Origin of the sequence: Lysinibacillus piscis, from assembly GCF_026012395.1 — a bacterium.
GTDB lineage: Bacteria > Bacillota > Bacilli > Bacillales_A > Planococcaceae > Lysinibacillus > Lysinibacillus piscis.
Genome location: NZ_BRZA01000003.1, coordinates 59,686 through 77,766 on the forward strand (window position 1 = coordinate 59,686; position 18,081 = coordinate 77,766).

Annotated in this window: 18 protein-coding genes; 2 read left to right on the plus strand and 16 right to left on the minus strand. The window is 36.3% G+C overall.

Annotated features, from left to right (window positions below; translation table 11 throughout):
* Positions 1 to 223 precede the first annotated feature (223 nt).
* The 14 genes from OPF91_RS13045 to OPF91_RS13110 all read right to left on the minus strand — a co-directional run bounded on the left by OPF91_RS13045 (position 224) and on the right by OPF91_RS13110 (position 14,419).
* Positions 224 to 823, minus strand: a complete 600-nt coding sequence (locus OPF91_RS13045) for a phosphatase PAP2 family protein (RefSeq protein ID WP_264989230.1) — start codon at positions 821 to 823, stop codon at positions 224 to 226.
* 79 nt (positions 824 to 902) lie between these two features.
* Positions 903 to 1,802 (minus strand): hypothetical protein, encoded by a 900-nt coding sequence (locus OPF91_RS13050; protein ID WP_264989231.1) that lies wholly within the window; start codon positions 1,800 to 1,802, stop codon positions 903 to 905.
* A gap of 338 nt (positions 1,803 to 2,140) precedes the next feature.
* Entirely contained in the window at positions 2,141 to 2,764 is a 624-nt protein-coding gene (locus OPF91_RS13055) for a response regulator (RefSeq protein WP_264989232.1), read from the minus strand.
* Between the two features lie 106 nt (positions 2,765 to 2,870).
* Positions 2,871 to 3,776 carry a polyprenyl synthetase family protein gene (locus OPF91_RS13060; RefSeq protein ID WP_264989234.1) on the minus strand — a complete coding sequence of 302 codons (906 nt, stop codon included), beginning with the start codon at positions 3,774 to 3,776 and terminating at the stop codon, positions 2,871 to 2,873.
* A 486-nt stretch (positions 3,777 to 4,262) separates the two neighbouring features.
* Positions 4,263 to 4,577, minus strand: coding sequence for an antibiotic biosynthesis monooxygenase family protein (locus OPF91_RS13065; protein ID WP_264989236.1), 315 nt, complete (start codon positions 4,575 to 4,577; stop codon positions 4,263 to 4,265).
* A gap of 1 nt (position 4,578) precedes the next feature.
* Positions 4,579 to 5,610 (minus strand): siderophore ABC transporter substrate-binding protein, encoded by a 1,032-nt coding sequence (locus OPF91_RS13070; RefSeq protein ID WP_264989238.1) that lies wholly within the window; start codon positions 5,608 to 5,610, stop codon positions 4,579 to 4,581.
* Between the two features lie 26 nt (positions 5,611 to 5,636).
* The gene (locus tag OPF91_RS13075; RefSeq protein WP_264989239.1) at positions 5,637 to 6,398 is read right to left on the minus strand and encodes an iron ABC transporter ATP-binding protein; all 762 of its coding nucleotides are present in this window, start codon (positions 6,396 to 6,398) and stop codon (positions 5,637 to 5,639) included.
* Positions 6,395 to 7,348 carry an iron chelate uptake ABC transporter family permease subunit gene (locus OPF91_RS13080; protein ID WP_264989240.1) on the minus strand — a complete coding sequence of 318 codons (954 nt, stop codon included), beginning with the start codon at positions 7,346 to 7,348 and terminating at the stop codon, positions 6,395 to 6,397. Before OPF91_RS13080 ends, OPF91_RS13075 begins: the two co-directional genes overlap by 4 nt.
* Positions 7,341 to 8,291 (minus strand): ABC transporter permease, encoded by a 951-nt coding sequence (locus tag OPF91_RS13085; protein WP_264989241.1) that lies wholly within the window; start codon positions 8,289 to 8,291, stop codon positions 7,341 to 7,343. The genes OPF91_RS13080 and OPF91_RS13085 overlap by 8 nt, the downstream gene beginning before the upstream one ends.
* 214 nt (positions 8,292 to 8,505) lie before the next feature.
* Positions 8,506 to 9,558 carry a YkvI family membrane protein gene (locus tag OPF91_RS13090; RefSeq protein ID WP_264989243.1) on the minus strand — a complete coding sequence of 351 codons (1,053 nt, stop codon included), beginning with the start codon at positions 9,556 to 9,558 and terminating at the stop codon, positions 8,506 to 8,508.
* A gap of 12 nt (positions 9,559 to 9,570) precedes the next feature.
* A complete protein-coding gene (gene menC / locus OPF91_RS13095; protein WP_264989244.1) occupies positions 9,571 to 10,677 on the minus strand; it encodes an o-succinylbenzoate synthase in 1,107 nt (368 codons plus the stop codon).
* Positions 10,678 to 10,794: 117 nt separating this feature from the next.
* Positions 10,795 to 11,619, minus strand: coding sequence for a GNAT family N-acetyltransferase (locus OPF91_RS13100; RefSeq protein WP_264989246.1), 825 nt, complete (start codon positions 11,617 to 11,619; stop codon positions 10,795 to 10,797).
* A complete protein-coding gene (locus tag OPF91_RS13105) occupies positions 11,619 to 12,764 on the minus strand; it encodes a M20 peptidase aminoacylase family protein (RefSeq protein WP_264989248.1) in 1,146 nt (381 codons plus the stop codon). The genes OPF91_RS13100 and OPF91_RS13105 overlap by 1 nt, the downstream gene beginning before the upstream one ends.
* 167 nt (positions 12,765 to 12,931) lie before the next feature.
* On the minus strand, positions 12,932 to 14,419 hold the full coding sequence (locus tag OPF91_RS13110; protein ID WP_264989249.1) for a peptide MFS transporter: 1,488 nt from the start codon (positions 14,417 to 14,419) through the stop codon (positions 12,932 to 12,934).
* A gap of 344 nt (positions 14,420 to 14,763) precedes the next feature.
* On the opposite strand from OPF91_RS13110, the gene OPF91_RS13115 reads away from it, so the two are divergent.
* On the plus strand, positions 14,764 to 15,213 hold the full coding sequence (locus OPF91_RS13115) for a MarR family winged helix-turn-helix transcriptional regulator (protein ID WP_264989251.1): 450 nt from the start codon (positions 14,764 to 14,766) through the stop codon (positions 15,211 to 15,213).
* Positions 15,200 to 16,267, plus strand: a complete 1,068-nt coding sequence (locus tag OPF91_RS13120) for a threonine aldolase family protein (protein ID WP_264989252.1) — start codon at positions 15,200 to 15,202, stop codon at positions 16,265 to 16,267. Before OPF91_RS13115 ends, OPF91_RS13120 begins: the two co-directional genes overlap by 14 nt.
* Before the next feature lie 373 nt (positions 16,268 to 16,640).
* Here OPF91_RS13120 and OPF91_RS13125 read toward each other — a convergent pair whose 3' ends face one another.
* Together OPF91_RS13125 and OPF91_RS13130 are read right to left on the minus strand one after the other, a co-directional pair.
* Positions 16,641 to 17,279, minus strand: coding sequence for a hypothetical protein (locus OPF91_RS13125; protein ID WP_264989253.1), 639 nt, complete (start codon positions 17,277 to 17,279; stop codon positions 16,641 to 16,643).
* An 18-nt stretch (positions 17,280 to 17,297) separates the two neighbouring features.
* Positions 17,298 to 17,963, minus strand: a complete 666-nt coding sequence (locus OPF91_RS13130) for a hypothetical protein (protein WP_264989254.1) — start codon at positions 17,961 to 17,963, stop codon at positions 17,298 to 17,300.
* Between the last annotated feature and the right edge of the window lie 118 nt (positions 17,964 to 18,081).

Sequence of the window (18,081 nt, forward strand, 5' to 3'; positions counted from 1 at the left end):
TCGCAACTTCCTTTTCCCTTTTTCTTATTGTACTCATCTTAACTCAATTGTTTCCTATGAGCAACTATTTTTTATAAGGAAAATATAAATGACACAAACCAAATAATCTATTGCTACAAAAAAGAGACTATCAATAGATTTTTGTATGGTGCATCACGTTGGATTTGCCTACAACATCTATATGATAAAAAGCAGTATCCCTTGTACAAACAGGATACTGCCTTCATTCGTTTTGATACAATTTTTGACGACGTTCATACCATAAAATACAAATGATGAACCATGTATAACCCATACACCAGCCTGCTAATACATCTGAAGCAAAATGACGAGCACCCGCTATACGAGATAAGCCGATGAACAAGGTCAGAATGATTGCACCTAGCCAAATTAAATAACGGTGCTTACGATGATTCTCTGACCAAATGTACGCAAGCGTGAACAAGTATAAAATACTCGTCATTGCATGTCCAGATGGGAAACTAAATGATAATAGCTGTTCTTCAATATCAGGTCTTGGTCGTTGCACCCATTTTTTCAGGATGTGATTTAATCCATTTCCTGCGGCGAAAGTAAAGATTACCAGTAACATACTTCGATAGTTTTTTACTTTCCAAGCTAAATACACCATCAGTAACACTGCAATCGTCACAACAAATGCAGGCTCCCCTATATAATGAAATATCTCAATAAAGCGATTACCAAACAGCCAGTTCGCCATCTTGACATCCAAACTATTTATCACTTCACTTTGATAAGTAAAACGCAATCCAATAAAAATTAGAAACGTTAGGATTGCTAATGGATATGCCCATTTCTTCATCTATCTCACCTCAAGACTTCTCATGCTATGTTTTCACATCATAACATATTTCTGTCCTATCAGTATGGATAGGAGATGCTTATTTTAATAGCACTGGATCAAACAGCCAATCCTTTGGACCAAAATTACAATCCTTTTCTCCTCGAACCTCTCGGGAAATATTATTGGCGATAATCAATTCTCTAAATCGCTTACTAAATAATGTTTTTCTATATACATATTGTCCATCATGGCTCCATTCCGCTGCTAAAAACACATCTCCCTTTAAACGACTTACATCTGATAATTTACAAATATCAGGTCCTTGAATCACACCATTCAAGCCACAGCTACACGGTGCTTGTTCTGTAGCAAAATGTAATCTGACTCTTCCCGAGCTACGTTTTGGTAGCCGCTGTGTTGGGATAATTTGATATGCTTTATGCTGCCCTTGCTTTGGACCACAGTGAATGACCTCTAAAAGTTGATATCCTTTGATTTTTTCTTTCTTCATCAAGTTGACCAGTTCTTGGGAAGCTACCCAAAAACCGCTCACATGTACAAGGTGTCGATCTTTCATTTGCGTTGTGTCAATCACTAATGGTGATAGTTGCTTTGTTTTCATCAAACCACAACACTCACAATAAGGGTTTACTGAAAACATTGTTCCTTTGTCCTCTAAAAACATATGCGGTGAGTTGCCTGTAGAGTTTAATGTAAACAAAGGTGCCTGTTCATATTCACTATCTGAAAAATCAAAGTAAAATCTCTCTCCAATAGAATGAATACCTAATTCATATTGCAATGATTTATATAATGCCGTTACCTTCTCATATGTCACATCTCCATCTAGAGTAAACACAGGATTGAAAGATGCTTTAACATTTCTTCTTTTGATTTCAGATGCGTTCACAAAAATACCATAGCGGTTATAAACATTAATGACTTCTTCTTGATTAGATTCATCTACCGAAAACAAATTTTCAAGTTCTACTTTCAATACGCACGCCTACCTTTGATTGAGTTTTATCATAAAATTACTTTTATTTAGCACGTTATTTTGAATTGAATAGCACTTCACCGTATTCCTTTGTTAAATTAAGCGTACCAGTAGTGCCACCGTCATTTCAACATTAGGTTTACGCCATTTTTCTGGCGGTTTTCGGTGCAAATATTGGCGTGATATGGCGGTAATCAAAAAACACCGCCATTTTTTGACGGTGTTCGATAAAAAATCTAGATATTTAGTATTTGAATTTAGGTATAATACTAATAACTCTACTTCAATATGGATATATTGCATTATTTAGGATTTCAAGCACTTTACGTGAAGGTCAATCACAATAAATTCATTTTAGCTGCAAGCTCGACAGCCTCATTTCGAGAATCGACATTTAAAAGTGAAAACAGTTGTGTTAAATATCTTTCCGTTGTGCGTTGAGAAATGTTCAATTCTAAGGAAATGGCTTTATTTGTATGCCCTTTAGCAATTAATCGCAAAATCCTTTTTTCTTTTTCGTTTAACTGGATATCCAATTGAGCTTGCTTTAATTTGAATTTATTATCAAGGAAGTTTAAGAAATTTTTTGGTAATACAATCTCACCATTTGCAATGGCACGTACCGTTCGCAGGATTTGTTCCCTAGATGCTGTTTTAGCTAAAATCCCCTCTATTTTCCGCTCTAAAATTAATGAATAATAATCCGTAATATCATCACCTGTATACAGAATAACCGCTGCATTCGATTGCACAGATTTAATATTGCGTGCCAAACTTATTCCATTTTCTAATGGCATATTAATATCGATTAAGTAAATATCATATGTCTTTTCTTCTATTCTCTGAATAACATTCAAAGCATCATTCTCTGTTTCTACAATAATATCTTCATTTTCTTGGAATAAGTTTTTTGTCCCTTCTAGCACAATAGGATGATCGTCCACTATTAGCAATGTAATCATATGTATCACTCCTTTTTTAACTATCATGCTACTATTCTTATACACTAACAAATAGAGCATCGAAATGACAACATTAGCTTAAAAATAGTTTAGGACATCTACTCAATTATTTCACCAATGCTTGTAAATATGTTTTATCTTCATCGCTAATAACTAATGCATCTACCATTTGAAGCACTTTTAGTTTATAAATATTTTTGATAGCAAGTGCATATCGTATGGCACCATGATGAGTCAATTCCTGTTCGATTACTAGATAATCTAATTCTTGCTTCACTGCTGTATTATAATAATCCTTTACCATATGTGAAGCAGGTGTATCTTGCGCTAAAAGATAAATGATTGGTAGTGAATACCTTTTATTAAATAAATCATTATGTGCATTCCATACTTTTAAACTTTGAATATCATTTTTAATCTGCTGAATGACACCAATGTTCGTTCCATACTCTTGTACTTGTGTCGAATACTTACCTTTGGCCAATACTTCGCCAATTAAACAACACATTCCTGTTAAAGAGCCTGATTTTTGAGTAATCATATCAATATAGCTTTGCTCATCTCGACAGTTATTCAATAAATCTAATTGCTGCCCATTAATACTTCGTAAAGCGTATTCCACTAATATATCTCTTGCTTGATCTTTATGTGTCAATGAACTACCTGCAATGATGTTAGCAGCTAAAAAAGTCATAGCTAACGCCGTATTAAGCGATAAGGCAGGCGTTCGGCTCCATAGATTATCTGTATCATTGTCTTGTAAGTCATCGATAATATCAAAGGATAATATGAGTAATTCAATCGCTGCAGCAATCGTATAAATCTCATCCTGTACCTCATCTGTAAAGGCTTTATAATGAAGAACGCAAAGTTTACCAAAGGAGAAACTAGTAGTTGTTGTTTTTTCTTCTTTAAAGCATTGCATCATACTTCTCAGCTCTTCTGAAATAAGCGTTTCTGTTGCTAATAATCGGTTAAATGCTTGGTCGATTTGCTTATGTAAATAATCCATCTCTCTACTCCCTTCATCAATTACGCTCCAGCGTAATTGCGTCTGTAATTTTTTTCGAGCCCGCATGAGGAAAGAAGTTAGCCTAAAAGCGTCACATCCCATCACAATGGCTTGTTACCGTCGCTACACTTAGATGCCCTACATCGTAGTCCCTCTAAATTCAAGACATTCACTGAGGCTTTTAACATCATTCAGTGATTGCCATTTGCTGTACCTAATGCTTCATTTTGGACACTCACTAAAACAGGTTAAATCTAATTATTACCATTATACAAACTTCTCTCTATGTATTCCATATTGCTGTAAAAATAATTCACATTTTATAGTAATTAAAAAGAAATTTTTGTAAAGAGTAGGAACAAACCCTCATAAGCAATTGACACAAGTTTGTAGGTATTCAACAAAAATTCATTCGTGGTGTAGCTGAAATGCCATTTTAACAACATAAAAAGGTGTCAAGTTTTATACTCGACACCTTTCATGTTATTAGCCTTTTACATAGTAAACTTCTTGTCCGCTTTCGATAACGAATTCAGGCTTCGGTTTACCCGCACTTGCCTTATGACCAGCAATATGCTCAGGGCTCTTTTCCCAATTTTTCCATGCTTCTTCTGATTCCCAACGAACCATAATCAGCACTTCTTCGTCACCACGACGTACTTTTTTCACAAGCACTTGCTTATCAACAAAGCCAGGCTGTTTTTCAAGTAGAGACGGTTCACCAGGTTTTGCTCCGAAACGCTCTACAATTTTATCCGAATTACCTTCCGCTACAACAATACGTTTAATTTGTACAAACATATTAGTTAAACGCCTTTAATACATCATCAGCTTTTAATGATTCTGATTGTAAACCGCCACCTGAAAGATACCAAACCTCTGGATCTAAGTAGAACACTTTACCGTTTTTCACTGCATTTGTTACACTTACGATTTCATTTTCAATTGCTGCTTTTGTACCAGATTCACCGTTTTCGTTCACTACTGCATCACGGTCAACTACGAATAAGATATCTGGGTTTTTCTCACGTACGAATTCAAAGCTTGCATTATCACCATGTGACTCGATTTTAAAACCGTTAGCCTCAGCTACAGCTTTTACACCGAATACATCATGAACTACACCAAAACGTGAACCAGGACCGAATACAGATAATGCCCCTTCACTACCTAATACGATTAATGCTTTTTCATCAGAAGCCGTTGCTTTTGCTTTTACTTCCTCTACTTTTGCGTCATATGCAGCAAGTGCATCAGCAGCTTCTTTTTCTTTACCGAAAATTTTACCAGCTAATTCTATATTTGTTTTGAATGATTCTGTGAAGTTTGCATTATCTACACCAACGTATACTGTAGGTGCAATTTTAGATAGCTCTGCATATGCAGCAGATGCACGACCAGAGATGAAAATAATGTCTGGGTTGATTTCAGATAATTTTTCATAATCTGGCTCAAATAATGTACCTGCATTAATGTAAGTAGTATCTGCATACTTGCTTAAATACTTAGGTAATGAATCTTGTACAACAGCAGTAGGGTTAACACCTAAAGCATCTAATGTATCAAGGAAACCATTATCAAAAACAACAACACTTTCTGGTTTTTTCTCAAGTGTTACTTCTTCAAATACTGTGCTACCACCATCACGACCTTCGATAGTGCTACCTGGAATTGTTAATGGGTATGCTGATGGTTCAGCGCTTTGCTCCTCAGCTGGTTTACCTTCTGTCTCTTTTTCCTTCTCTTCACCTTTTGTATCTTCCTTTGAACCACAAGCAGCTAATACTAATACCATTAGCGCCATTAAAAGCGTTACTAATTTCCAGTTTTTCATTTTTACAATACTCCTTTAAAATTTATTTAAGAATTAAAATACACACAAATACGACAGCCATCCTGCTCTTGCACAGGAATATCCATATCATAGATTTCCTTCAATGCATCTGAATTGATAATATGATGTGTTGGACCATTTTTAACAACCCGACCGTCCTTTAAAGCCACGATATAATCAGAGTAAACTGAAGCAAAATTAATATCGTGTAATACAATGACAACGGTTTTTCCTAACTCATTTACTAGCTTGCGCAAAATCTTCATAATTTGTACAGAATGCTTCATATCCAAATTATTCAATGGCTCATCCAACAAAATATATTCTGTGTCCTGTGCAATAACCATCGCGATAAAAGCACGCTGACGTTGACCACCTGATAATTCATCTAAATAATTATGTTGAAGGTCTTCTAAATTCATATATTGAATCGCTTCATCTACCTTCAACTCATCCTCTGCGTTTAAACGGCCCTTTGAATAAGGAAAACGACCAAAGGACACTAGCTCACGAATCGTAAGACGCACATTCATATAATTAGATTGCTTTAAAATTGACACACGCTTTGCAAAATCATCTGATTTCCAACGACGTACATCTGCCTTATCAAGTAAAACCTCACCAGTATCTGCATTCAGTAAACGACTAACCATTGAAAGCAATGTCGATTTACCTGCACCATTCGGTCCGATAAATGATGTAATCTTTCCCGAAACAATATCAACACTTACATCTTGTACGACAGGCTTTTTCCCAAAAAACTTTGTAATTTCTTTGACTTGAATCATCCTGTAGACCTACTTTCTTTTAGTAATAGGTAGATGAAGTATACACCACCTACAAAATTAATAATGACACTAAGTGTTGTACTGAAACTGAAAATACGCTCCACCATCCACTGTCCACCGACTAAAGCAACAATACTCATCAAACAAGCACCCGTAATTAATATGGAATGCTTATACGTGTTGAAAAACTGATACGATAAGTTGGCAACGATTAAGCCAAAGAAGGTAATCGGTCCAACAAGTGCTGTCGATACAGCAATTAAGATTGAGGCAATAATCAACATACGTTGTACCAATTTATCATACGGTACACCTAAATTGATGGCTGTATCACGACCAAGCGACATAACATCTAATTGATTCATATGACGCCAGCCATAAATAATAGTTAGTAATATCAATACTGCTGCCAACCACACTAAGTCGGAATTGACATTGTTAAAGCTAGCAAACATTTTACTTTGCAAGCCTAAAAATTCATTTGGGTCAATCAATACTTGTAAAAATGTTGTGATACTTCCTAAAAACGTCCCTGTAATCATACCAACAAGTAGTAAGAAATAAATTGGACGTTTTCCTTCTTTGAATAGTATGCGATAAAACAATAGTGCAAAAACAATCATCGCTATAACTGCAAATAAAAAGTTATAGTGAATATTTACCACTAAAATCGACATAGAACCAAAGAAAAAGTAAATGAAGGTTTGCACCATCATATACAACGCATCTAACCCCATAACACTTGGTGTCAAAATACGATTATGTGTAATTGTCTGGAAAACAACTGTAGAGTAAGCAATGGCTACACCTGTTAAACTCATCGCAAATACCTTCATTAAACGACGAGGAAAGGCATAATGATAATTCCCATTTAAAGCATAGAACACATACAATGCGACAAATGCAATGGCAAGACCTAGTAAAATCAATAATTTTGTGCGATTACGCATATGCTTTCCCCCTAAACAACATAAACAGGAAAATGGCACTGCCTATTGTACCCACTGTCATACTAATTGGAATTTCATAAGGGAAAATTAATACACGTCCTAAGATATCGCAAAATAGTAAGAAGGACATGCCCAATAATGCTGTATGTGGTAATGTCTTCGCTAAATTATCACCCTTGAATAGTGACACCATGTTGGGAATAATTAAACCTAAGAATGGAATAATGCCCACTGTTAACACTACTGTTGTGGAGATAAGTGCCACCAATACTAAGCCTAAATTTACGACAAATTTATATGAAAGGCCAAGATTTTTAGCAAAATCCTCACCCATCCCCGCTACTGTAAAGCGATTTGCATAAATATAAGCTAAAATTAATACAGGTACACTTATGTATAATAATTCATAGCGGCCTTTCATGATTAAAGAGAAATCTCCTTGTAACCATGCAGAAATGTTTTGAATAATATTCGCCTTATACGCAAAAAACGTTGTAACAGATGATAAAATATTCCCAAACATTAAGCCAATAAGTGGTATAAAGATCGCATCTTTAAACTTAATTCGATTTAATATTTGCATAAATAATAATGTGCCGGCTAAAGCAAATATGAAAGCGAAGGAAATTTTTTGAAAGTACGTGACGTTTGTAAAAAACATCATCGCAATTAAAACGCCTAATCGTGTAGCATCTAATGTACCTGCTGTCGTTGGCGATACGAATTTATTCCTACTTAAGCTTTGCATAATTAAACCAGCAATACTCATACCTGCACCTGCTAGCAAAATAGCAACAAGTCTTGGTACACGGCTAATTAAAAATAGCCTAGTGTTTTCTGATCGGAAGTCCAGTAAATCAGTCGGCTTAATATCGACTACACCGATAAAAAGTGACACAACGGACAACACAATCGTTGCTGTTAAAAGATATCTTATTTTCATTGCAATCCCCGGTAGATTCATTTTTGTTCGTAATGACTTATAATGAAAATCATTATCATTACTCACAATTTTCATTATAAGTATGTTTTCATGCTCGGTCAACCTCTAATTGAGAATTGTTCTCCATTTGTCATAAATGCTGTAAAATTAAACTTAAAGTACAAAATAACTGTGATTTTAACAAAAAAATTGAGAAACCCCATATATGAGTTTCTCAATTATCAAACTGCTTTTCTCTTAACCATGTACAGACAACAAAGATGACTAGTACTAAACCGACATAGCCCATAGCAGCATATAACTTTGCCACGAGTGTTGTAAAGCCAATAAAGCTCAGTAAAAAGCCTATCCCTCCTACAAATACAACGGCTACCGTAAAGCTTGTCTTATGTGGTTGAAAAAATCGTACCATGAATGAATACAACATCCCTACAGCAGTATTGTAGATCATTCCCAATAAAGAAATAGCCATAAGCAGACCGATTATTGGGTGTATATGATTAGCTAACGCGAGCATCGGTACATCTAAACCCACAATTAGATTCATCTTGGCAAGCAGCGCTAAATTGGTAAGCAAAATCAATAGTCCTAATAATAATCCACCTAGGATTCCACCTATACCAGCCGTTTTTTTATTACGAACAGAGCCACACATCACCGTTAATAGTGAAAAACATACACCGATATTAAAGGACATATACAGCAAGGACGTAACCCACCAGCTATTTGTGTTAGAATGAGCTCTTTGTGCAATTATAGCTAGCTCACTAAACGTTAAATCCATTGTTGTGAGGGCATATACAGCAATCATCGATACTATAAACAATAAATAAGGAGTGGCTAGCGCAATAATATTGACGATGCTCTTTACATCAAGCAATAGCGTCACAATCGTTAGTATCATCATACATATGCTTCCTAACCAAGATGGTAGCCCAAACATTTGATGAAGTGTTGCACCTGCACCTGCAAACATAATCACCGATACACCAAAGAGAAAAAGTGACAGCAAACAATCCATCACCAAGCCCAGTGACCGACCAGCCATATGATAAATCATATCCTTATGCGATGTTGTTTGTAATTTCGCACTAAGCTGAGCTATACACATACCAACAAAGGCAAAACCCACTGTTGCTAAAAGCGCACCATAGATTCCCTGAAAACCGTAGCTTGTAAAGTACAGGACAATTTCTTGCCCTGATGCAAATCCTGCCCCAACAATAATCCCTACAAAGGCTCCACCGATTTGCAAGCTTTTTTTCAACCACTTCGCTCCTTATTGATATACTTTTTGACTAATAGTAAATCGTTCAACTGTCTCTCGATTAACTGTATAACCAATCCCAACCGATTGTGGAACCGCAATATATCCATTTTCCACTGTGACTTCTGGCGTAATAATATCTTCATACCAATAATGACTTGAACCTGCTGTGTCCCCTGGTAATGTAAAATTAGCCAACGCTGTTAAAGCAATATTATGTGCCCGTCCTATCCCTGCTTCGAGCATACCACCACACCAAACTGGAATATGATGTGTTTGACATAAATCATGAATACGCTTTGCCTCTGTTAAACCACCGACACGACCTATTTTAATATTTATAATACCACAGCTACCAAGTTCAATCGCTCTGCGTGCATCATCGTAGGATGTAATGCTTTCATCCAAGCAAATCGGTGTTTGGAGCTGACGTTGTAGCTTAGCATGGTCCACAATATCATCCACTGCCAATGGCTGTTCAATCATCAGCAAATCGAAATCATCCAATTGTTTAAGCACTTCGATATCAGCCAGTGTATAGGCAGAATTAGCATCAACCATTAATGGTAATTTTGGAAAGGCTGTCCGAATAGCTCTTACTAACTCAACATCTTGACCAGGTTTAATTTTTACCTTTACACGTTTATAACCATGCTGAATATGCTGCTTTAACAATGTGAGAAGTTGTTCTATTGTAGGCTGGATTCCTACACTTACACCAACCTCTATTTGCCGTTTCGCCCCACCTAATGCTTGTGCCAAGGATTGCTTTGTTTGCTGTGCATATATGTCCCATACTGCCCCTTCAATTGATGCTTTCGCCATACAATTTCGGCGTATTGGTGCAAACAAAGCACTAACCTCGTCTGGGTGATTGATGTCACGCTGGCATAGCATCGGTATTAAAAAATCCTCCAACATATGCCATGTCGTTTTTAATGTTTCCTCTGTATACCAAGGTGCTGTAAATGCAACAGCTTCTCCCCAACCAATAATGCCTGATTGGTCCTTCGCTTCGATCACTAATAACTCCTTATCAGCAATCGTACCAAAACTTGTTGTAAAAGGAGCCTTCATTGGCATTTTAATATGACGCACAACAATTTCCGTTAATTTCAACGTAATAACTCCTTTATTTATCTCATATTAACAGGCTGTAAGATGCTCGCTTTAAAAGAGAAGATGAAATCACTCTGTTCAATGGGGATGAGGAACCCCACTGATTGAAGGTCCACTTTATAAAGCTAACAAAGCACGCTTTACTAATAAGTAACTATGCACATAATCTGACTGCTTTTTTAAACGGACAATCGCATAGCCTTGGTCAAATAATGTAGTCAAAATCATGCGTACTTTATAGCGCCAATCCTCTGCTAATTTAGGGCTTTCTATTTTTAATTTTTGTAAATATTGTGGTATAGGCAATAAATAAGCATCTTTATAAAAGGACTGTCCCGCTTGAAATAACCCTTCTTTATCGAGCATAGGTAAGCCATCAGCTGTCAATGACCATGCAACAATTTCTTCCGCCTCTTCCTCTAATTCATCTAAGCTATCCTCTCCACGATTACGATCAAGCCACCATTCTATAGCTAATCTATCAGAAGGTAACCCTTCATTAAAATCATCCTGTAATGGCCCATAATAATCATTTTTATATTGATAGCTTATCGCATGTAGTTTCAAAAAGGCTAAATTAGCCAAAGTAGCCTCTAGAGGTTCAATCAACCAACGAATCAATTGGAAACCATTCTCTTTTGCATACTCTTGTTGTGCATGTTTTAATAATTCACCCACACCTTGTTCACGATATGCTTTTTCTACACCAATCATGTGCGAATGTAAATACATTTGCCCCTCTTGCTGGCCGATAAAACAATAGTTGAAGCCAATCAATTTATCAGCTAAATAGGCGCCTAGTACCAAACCACCATTATGAATAACCGCTAACAATTGATGGGATGGAATTGCTTGACTTCCCCAAATTTCAGCATTTAAGTTTTGCACTGCCCCAATTTCTTCATGTGTTACGATTTTACGAATTTGTACGTCATCTAACATTATGCTGATGCCTCCTTCGCATTCCCCGCTTCTAATGCTAATAATACGGTTCTCGTCAAAATTTCTACACCTGTTACTAATCGTGCTTGCTTAAAGTGCATTTTCGGGTGATGTAGCCCTGGCGTTAAGCCACAGCCTAGACCTAACATCGTTGTTTTCAAATGTGGTCGTTCCACAGCATAATGATGGAAATCCTCTCCCCCTGGTGTACGTATTGGCTCCCGAAGATTAGATAGCCCTACTGCCTGTACAATGGCTTGCTCCATAATATATTGAGCTGTCGGATCAACCTCCGCTGCCACAATATTAGCAACTGTGCGCAATTTAATTTGTACATCATGCAGTATTTGAGCCGAATTAATCACACGTGTCACACCTTGTGCTAATGTATCCATGACATCGTTTTGCTGCGCTCTTATATCAATGGTAAATGAACCTTTCCCAGGAATAATATTGCCAGATTCTCCACCAGCCTGAAATTTTGTCATTTTAATTGATACTGGAATCATTGGGTCTGTATGGATTGTCCGTAAATCCTCAAGAATCGTCGCTCCTACCTCAATGGCATTTACACCCAAATGTGGTCTTGCAGCATGGGCATCCTCACCTATAATTTCTCCTTCTAGCATACGCGAAGCACCATGGTATAATGCTGCGCAGTACGTGCCATCTTCTAATTCCTGTATAGGTCTTACATGAACACCAAAGAGAAAATCTAAATCATCAATAATCCCTTCTTTTAATACAGCTAATGCACCTGTTCCTTTTTCTTCAGCTGGCTGAAAAATCACGCGAATTGTGCCACTAAATGCTTTTACTTGTTCTTTTAATAGTAATATTGCACCAATCGCAATAGTCATGTGTCCATCATGCCCACAAGAATGGTTCGCTCGAAACTCTCCATCAACCTCTTGCCATAGTGCATCAATATCCGTACGTAATCCTACCTTTGGGTAACCTTTTCCTATATCAACATATAGCCCTGTACAATGTTGAAAACGCACAGGTTTAAAGCCTTCCTTTGTTAATAAATCAAAAATATAATTCGTTGTTTCTACCTCATGCCAGCTTACCTCTGGATGTGCATGTAAATGTGTAAATATTTCCATCAATCTCGGTCTTAACCGTCCCAATTCTTCCTTCATAGCCCGTCAGCCCCTTAAACTTTCATACTAGTAAGACCATTATAACGAAAAATACTCTTTTTCCATATAGGAACTTGTCGGTATATTCAGTATATTTCTGAATTATTTACTGTCAACACAAAAAATGCAAGCACAGTCACCGCTGCACTTGCATTTTCTTCGTTTATTTAATTAATACCACGCATCGCTTTTGAGATGATTGGTGAGAAGGCTAATAGAATAATCCCTAATACAATAGATAAAGAACCTAAGAAACCAAAGTAAGTAAATTCACTTACCACTTCATACACTCGCACTAATTGCGCATTGATTGCTTGTGCAGCTGCACTTGTTAAAAACCATAAAGACATTGTTTGTGCAGCAAAGGCTTTTGGCGCTAATTTTGTAGTGGCTGATAATCCTACAGGGGATAATAATAGCTCTCCCACAACAACTAAGAAGAACGATAAAACCAACCATAATGGACTAACTAATGTTGCACCATCTGATAAATGTGCTGGTAACATCATCACTAGGAATGATAACCCTGCGAAAAATAGTGAGTATGCAAATTTTCGTGGTGTCGATGGTTGCTTGTCTCCCCATTTTAACCACAATGTTGCAAATAGTGGTGCCAATGTAATGATAAATAATGGGTTCAATGATTGGAACCAAGATGATTTAATTTCAAAGCTACCGAACGTTAAACGTGTGCGCTCATCTGCATATGTTGCTAAAATCGTAGACCCTTGCTCTTGAATTGCCCAGAACATAACAGCGGATACAAACAACGGAATATAAGCCAGCAAACGAGATTTTTCGTCTTTCGTTGTCTTATTACTACGGTACATATAAATAAAGAAGATTGTTGGAATAATAATCCCTAATGCTGTAATTAATAAGCTAAAGACATTCATTGTTAAATAACCTGTCTTAATACCCACAGCACCCAACACAATAATGATTATTGCAATAAGCCCAAATTGTGTGAAAATTTTCTTCTTTTCTTCAGGTTTTAACGGATTATTTACTTGTAAGCCCGCTAAGCCTAAATATTTTTTCTCTGTTAATTTAAAGACCACTAAACCAAGTAGCATCCCAACGGCAGCCAATCCAAAGCCAAGGTGGAAGCTATATGTTTGTCCAATTGTTCCTACGATAAACGGTGCAATAAATGCCCCCATGTTAATTCCCATATAGAAGATAGAGAACCCTGCATCACGACGGCTATCTGTTTCAGCATAAAAGTCACCCACAATACTTGAAACGTTTGGTTTTAGTAAACCTGTTCCGATAACGATAAAGGCCATTGAAGCAAATAGCATGCTTAGACCACCAGGAAGTGCCAACAAAATATGACCAACCATAATTAACACGCCACCGTAAAAAATCGTTTTGCGTGTTCCCAGTAATCGGTCAGCAATCCAACCACCAATAATACCTGACATATAAACGAGCGAACCATAAATAGCCATAATAGAGTTGGCTGTTCCACGATCTAACCCTAGACCACCTTGGTTTAATTCATAGTACATGAAGAAAATCAAGATAGCTCTCATACCATAGTAGGAAAAGCGCTCCCAAAACTCAGTGAAAAATAATGTAAAGAGCCCTTTAGGATGTCCTACAAACCCCTTCTGAGGGACAGAATTAACAATTTCTTCTTTAGTAGACATGTTTATATTCTCTTCTTTCTCATTTAACTATTTTTGTACAAACTATTATTAAAAAATAATAAACTTTGTTTCATCATCCTAAAATGTTTTTATCTGTTTAGCAAGAGTTTTATAAAATGTTGAAAATTTGATATTATTCTAAAATTTCAGATTAAAATTACTTAAAAGCATCATAATAAGGAATTTAAAATATCCTTTAACTTCTGCACTATAAATTATTCCAAAATATTTTATAATCAAATTTTTCAATCATTAATAACTTTCTATGACTGTTTAAATGTTGACAATGTCCACTAAACAACCTACATTATTAGTTGACATAGTCCACAAAAAAGGAGGCTGTTATGAATAACAATAAACAGCTCATTACTACTATTCGACAATTCAACAGATTTTATGCAAATATTCTTGGCTTATTAGATCAACACGTACTGAATACTGGCTACTCTTTGACAGAAGCTCGCATTATTTTAGAAATCGGCTTCATACAGCCATGTATCGCCAATCAGTTAGTTGACAAGTTAACTATTGACCGAAGCTACATGAGTAGAATCATTACTAAGCTTAGTAATGATGGCATCCTTAGTAAAGAAACATCTACAACAGACAATCGAATAAGCCTTATTCATTTAACTTCTAAAGGAATGACTTTATTTAATCAGTTAAATGAACGGTCAGACGAGCAAATTATGAAATTACTACATGACTTATCACAAGAGGAAATAGCAGAAATACATAATGCCATGTTACTGATTCAGCGGAAATTAGGAGGAGATCTACATGATACGATTTGAAAATGATTATGCAGAGGGTGCACATAGAAAGATTCTTCAAAAAATATTGGAGACCAATGAGGAACAAACACCTGGCTATGGTACAGATGTTCATTGTGAAAATGCAAGAGCCTTCATTCGCAAAGCATGTGATACAGCAGATGCAGATATCCATTTTCTAGTTGGTGGCACACAGACAAATGCAACAGTGATTGCTTCCATTTTACGTCCACATCAAGGTATAGTTGCAGCTATAACAGGGCATATTGCTATACATGAAACAGGAGCTATCGAAGCTACTGGTCATAAGGTATTAACATTACCAAGTGATGATGGAAAAATCCAAGCTGAACAAGTACAAGCATTATATGCCGCTCACTGGAATGACGCTGCCCATGAGCATATTGTACAGCCAGGTATGGTGTACATCTCTCACCCTACTGAAAATGGTACAACTTACAGTAAAGCTAAATTAGAAGAGCTAAGTGCCATATGTCGTAAATATAACCTACCATTATTCTTGGATGGTGCTCGCTTAGGCTACGGTTTGGCTTCAAAGAATAGCGATTTAACATTAGTAGATATCGCAAGACTTTGTGATGTGTTTTATATTGGTGGAACAAAGGTAGGTGCATTGTTTGGAGAAGCCGTCGTCATCGTGAATGATAGCCTCAAAAAAGACTTTCGCTATTTGATGAAACAAAGAGGTGGCTTACTGGCTAAGGGACGATTATTAGGTATCCAGTTTGAAACTTTATTTGAAGCTGGCTTATACGAAAAGATTTCCTATCATGCTGTTGAATTAGCTATGCGCATTCGTCAAGCTTTTGTTGAAAAGGGCGTATCCCTGCGCTACGATTCTATGACCAATCAACAATTCCCTATTTTATCAAAGGAAGCGATTACGCTATTGAGTGAAAAATATGCCTTTTCACTTTGGGAACCATTCAATGATACTCATACTGTTGTGAGATTTTGTACAAGCTGGGCAACCAAAAAAGAGCACGTAGAAATGCTCATAGAGGATATTCATAAAGTAAACCTTCAATCGGTGGGGGTTCCTTCCTCCCAGTGATTGAAGGTTCACCAATCAGGTTTTACAGGCTGTTGATAAGGGATAAATTAAAAATTTAACGTAATCCGTCAGAGGTCGCCCACTTCAAGTGTAGCTAAGTGGGGTTTAGTTCACCTCTAAACGAGCAAAAGCAAGTATCACGACGTAAAATCGATCGCCTGATGAATGAAGCGTGCCTTGTTTCAAATCTATACAGTGGCAGGCATAGTTTAAACCACACCAATCAAACTGTAACGAAGCACCAGTAAAGAACATGTTGAAGTTTCGTTAGATAATCGTACTTTTCTGACGGACCCTCTGTTGAACTCAACTTATAAAAAAAATAAACAGCTTGAACCTAATAGGAATGGCTCAAGCTGTTTAAGAAATATAGTTATTTCTTTTCATTGGATATTTTTAATAAAATGTCTTGAAGCGTAGGAAGAAATTTTTCTTCCCCCTCATTTAGTAAGTGAAAATAATCATCCTCACTGCTTGGGAATTTGTTTGTAGTCCAAAAGTCAACTTGAGCTAGTCCATTTTTGTAAGAAATTAAATATGAAGTACTTGAAATAGATACTATATTTTGATATTCAGTATCTACAAATTCAATTCTTCCAGGGCTAAAACTCTGTAGACTTACTATTTTTGTATTTGTAAACTCTGGCGCATAAATTAGATTTAGTCTGACTAAAATTGTTTCATCTTTGCTTAAATAAAATATTTCATATCGACTCGGACGACTTGAATCATTATCTACTCCATCATGGTTCCTAATATCTAATGTTTGATAATCAGGGAATGATGTTAAACTTCTATTTAGACTTTCACCCGTTGTAATTTTGTCAAAACCTTCAGGGCTTAATTTTTCTTTAAGCATCAAAACATCACTATTAAACTCATTATATTTATTAATAGGCTTATCTTCCTCAGCTGTATGACTCGATAAATACTCATTTCTAATTAATAATAGGACTAACAATAATAAAGTTAGCAAGATTAACCATGATAGATGTTTTTTTCTTAATGACATAATGATAGTTTTCATATCTTATTTATACATTTCGTACGTAGCATCCCAAGACTCAGAATGAATGTCCTTACTTGTCGTATGAACTTTCATGGACACTGGAATAGATTGAACACTTGTATAGCCCGATGAAGAACCTGTATCTACATATTTTACTGACGCAGTTCCATTTATTGAAACACCTTTCCACCAAGTTCTGATTCCGCCCCATTTACCTCCTGGAATCTGATAAGGCCCGAAAGTGTAACCTACAGCTTCATTAGTAGATCTTGTTTGCTTGTATCCACCTGAAATTGATCCGCCAGCCTTTGCTAATAATTTCACTTTCAATTCTGCTGAAAACGTAACATTACCTGAAAATTCTGAACCTACACTCTCAGACCTAGTAACGTTAATAGTAATTGGAAATGGATTAGAACCTCTTGTATTATTATGTGATACTGATCCTATAGATTTAAATTGATTTATTGTGCTCGTGCCTGTATTTGGCACGAAGTCAACAAAAATTGGATTATCGTAACCAATAATGAAAGGGGTAATAAGTTTACTTTCTTCAACTCCATTTATTAATGTCTCTTGTGGAGGCGCATAGTTCACTTTCGGCTCTTCTGCGTTTACTGTACTCGCAAAGCTCGTTCCCCACAGTATCGTTGATAAAGCTAAAACAGAAAATAAGTTTTTTTTCATTCGATATTCTCCTTTAATTTTTAATTTTAGAAAAAATACTGAACTTCCGATTCCCCTTAATTACCACCTATAATATCCCAAATTAATATAAAAAAATCTATCATAACAACACCCCCAA

What these genes read in the sequence shown, in the direction of transcription:
- OPF91_RS13045 (WP_264989230.1), bottom strand. Translation starts at nt 823, where the DNA reads ATGAAGAAATGGGCATATCCATTAGCAATCCTAACGTTTCTAATTTTT.
- OPF91_RS13055 (WP_264989232.1), bottom strand. Translation starts at nt 2,764, where the DNA reads ATGATTACATTGCTAATAGTGGACGATCATCCTATTGTGCTAGAAGGG.
- OPF91_RS13060 (WP_264989234.1), bottom strand. Translation starts at nt 3,776, where the DNA reads ATGGATTATTTACATAAGCAAATCGACCAAGCATTTAACCGATTATTA.
- OPF91_RS13065 (WP_264989236.1), bottom strand. Translation starts at nt 4,577, where the DNA reads ATGTTTGTACAAATTAAACGTATTGTTGTAGCGGAAGGTAATTCGGAT.
- OPF91_RS13070 (WP_264989238.1), bottom strand. Translation starts at nt 5,610, where the DNA reads ATGAAAAACTGGAAATTAGTAACGCTTTTAATGGCGCTAATGGTATTA.
- OPF91_RS13075 (WP_264989239.1), bottom strand. Translation starts at nt 6,398, where the DNA reads ATGATTCAAGTCAAAGAAATTACAAAGTTTTTTGGGAAAAAGCCTGTC.
- OPF91_RS13080 (WP_264989240.1), bottom strand. Translation starts at nt 7,348, where the DNA reads ATGCGTAATCGCACAAAATTATTGATTTTACTAGGTCTTGCCATTGCA.
- OPF91_RS13085 (WP_264989241.1), bottom strand. Translation starts at nt 8,291, where the DNA reads ATGAAAATAAGATATCTTTTAACAGCAACGATTGTGTTGTCCGTTGTG.
- OPF91_RS13100 (WP_264989246.1), bottom strand. Translation starts at nt 11,619, where the DNA reads ATGTTAGATGACGTACAAATTCGTAAAATCGTAACACATGAAGAAATT.
- OPF91_RS13105 (WP_264989248.1), bottom strand. Translation starts at nt 12,764, where the DNA reads ATGAAGGAAGAATTGGGACGGTTAAGACCGAGATTGATGGAAATATTT.
- OPF91_RS13110 (WP_264989249.1), bottom strand. Translation starts at nt 14,419, where the DNA reads ATGTCTACTAAAGAAGAAATTGTTAATTCTGTCCCTCAGAAGGGGTTT.
- OPF91_RS13115 (WP_264989251.1), top strand. Translation starts at nt 14,764, where the DNA reads ATGAATAACAATAAACAGCTCATTACTACTATTCGACAATTCAACAGA.
- OPF91_RS13120 (WP_264989252.1), top strand. Translation starts at nt 15,200, where the DNA reads ATGATACGATTTGAAAATGATTATGCAGAGGGTGCACATAGAAAGATT.
- OPF91_RS13125 (WP_264989253.1), bottom strand. Translation starts at nt 17,279, where the DNA reads ATGTCATTAAGAAAAAAACATCTATCATGGTTAATCTTGCTAACTTTA.
- OPF91_RS13130 (WP_264989254.1), bottom strand. Translation starts at nt 17,963, where the DNA reads ATGAAAAAAAACTTATTTTCTGTTTTAGCTTTATCAACGATACTGTGG.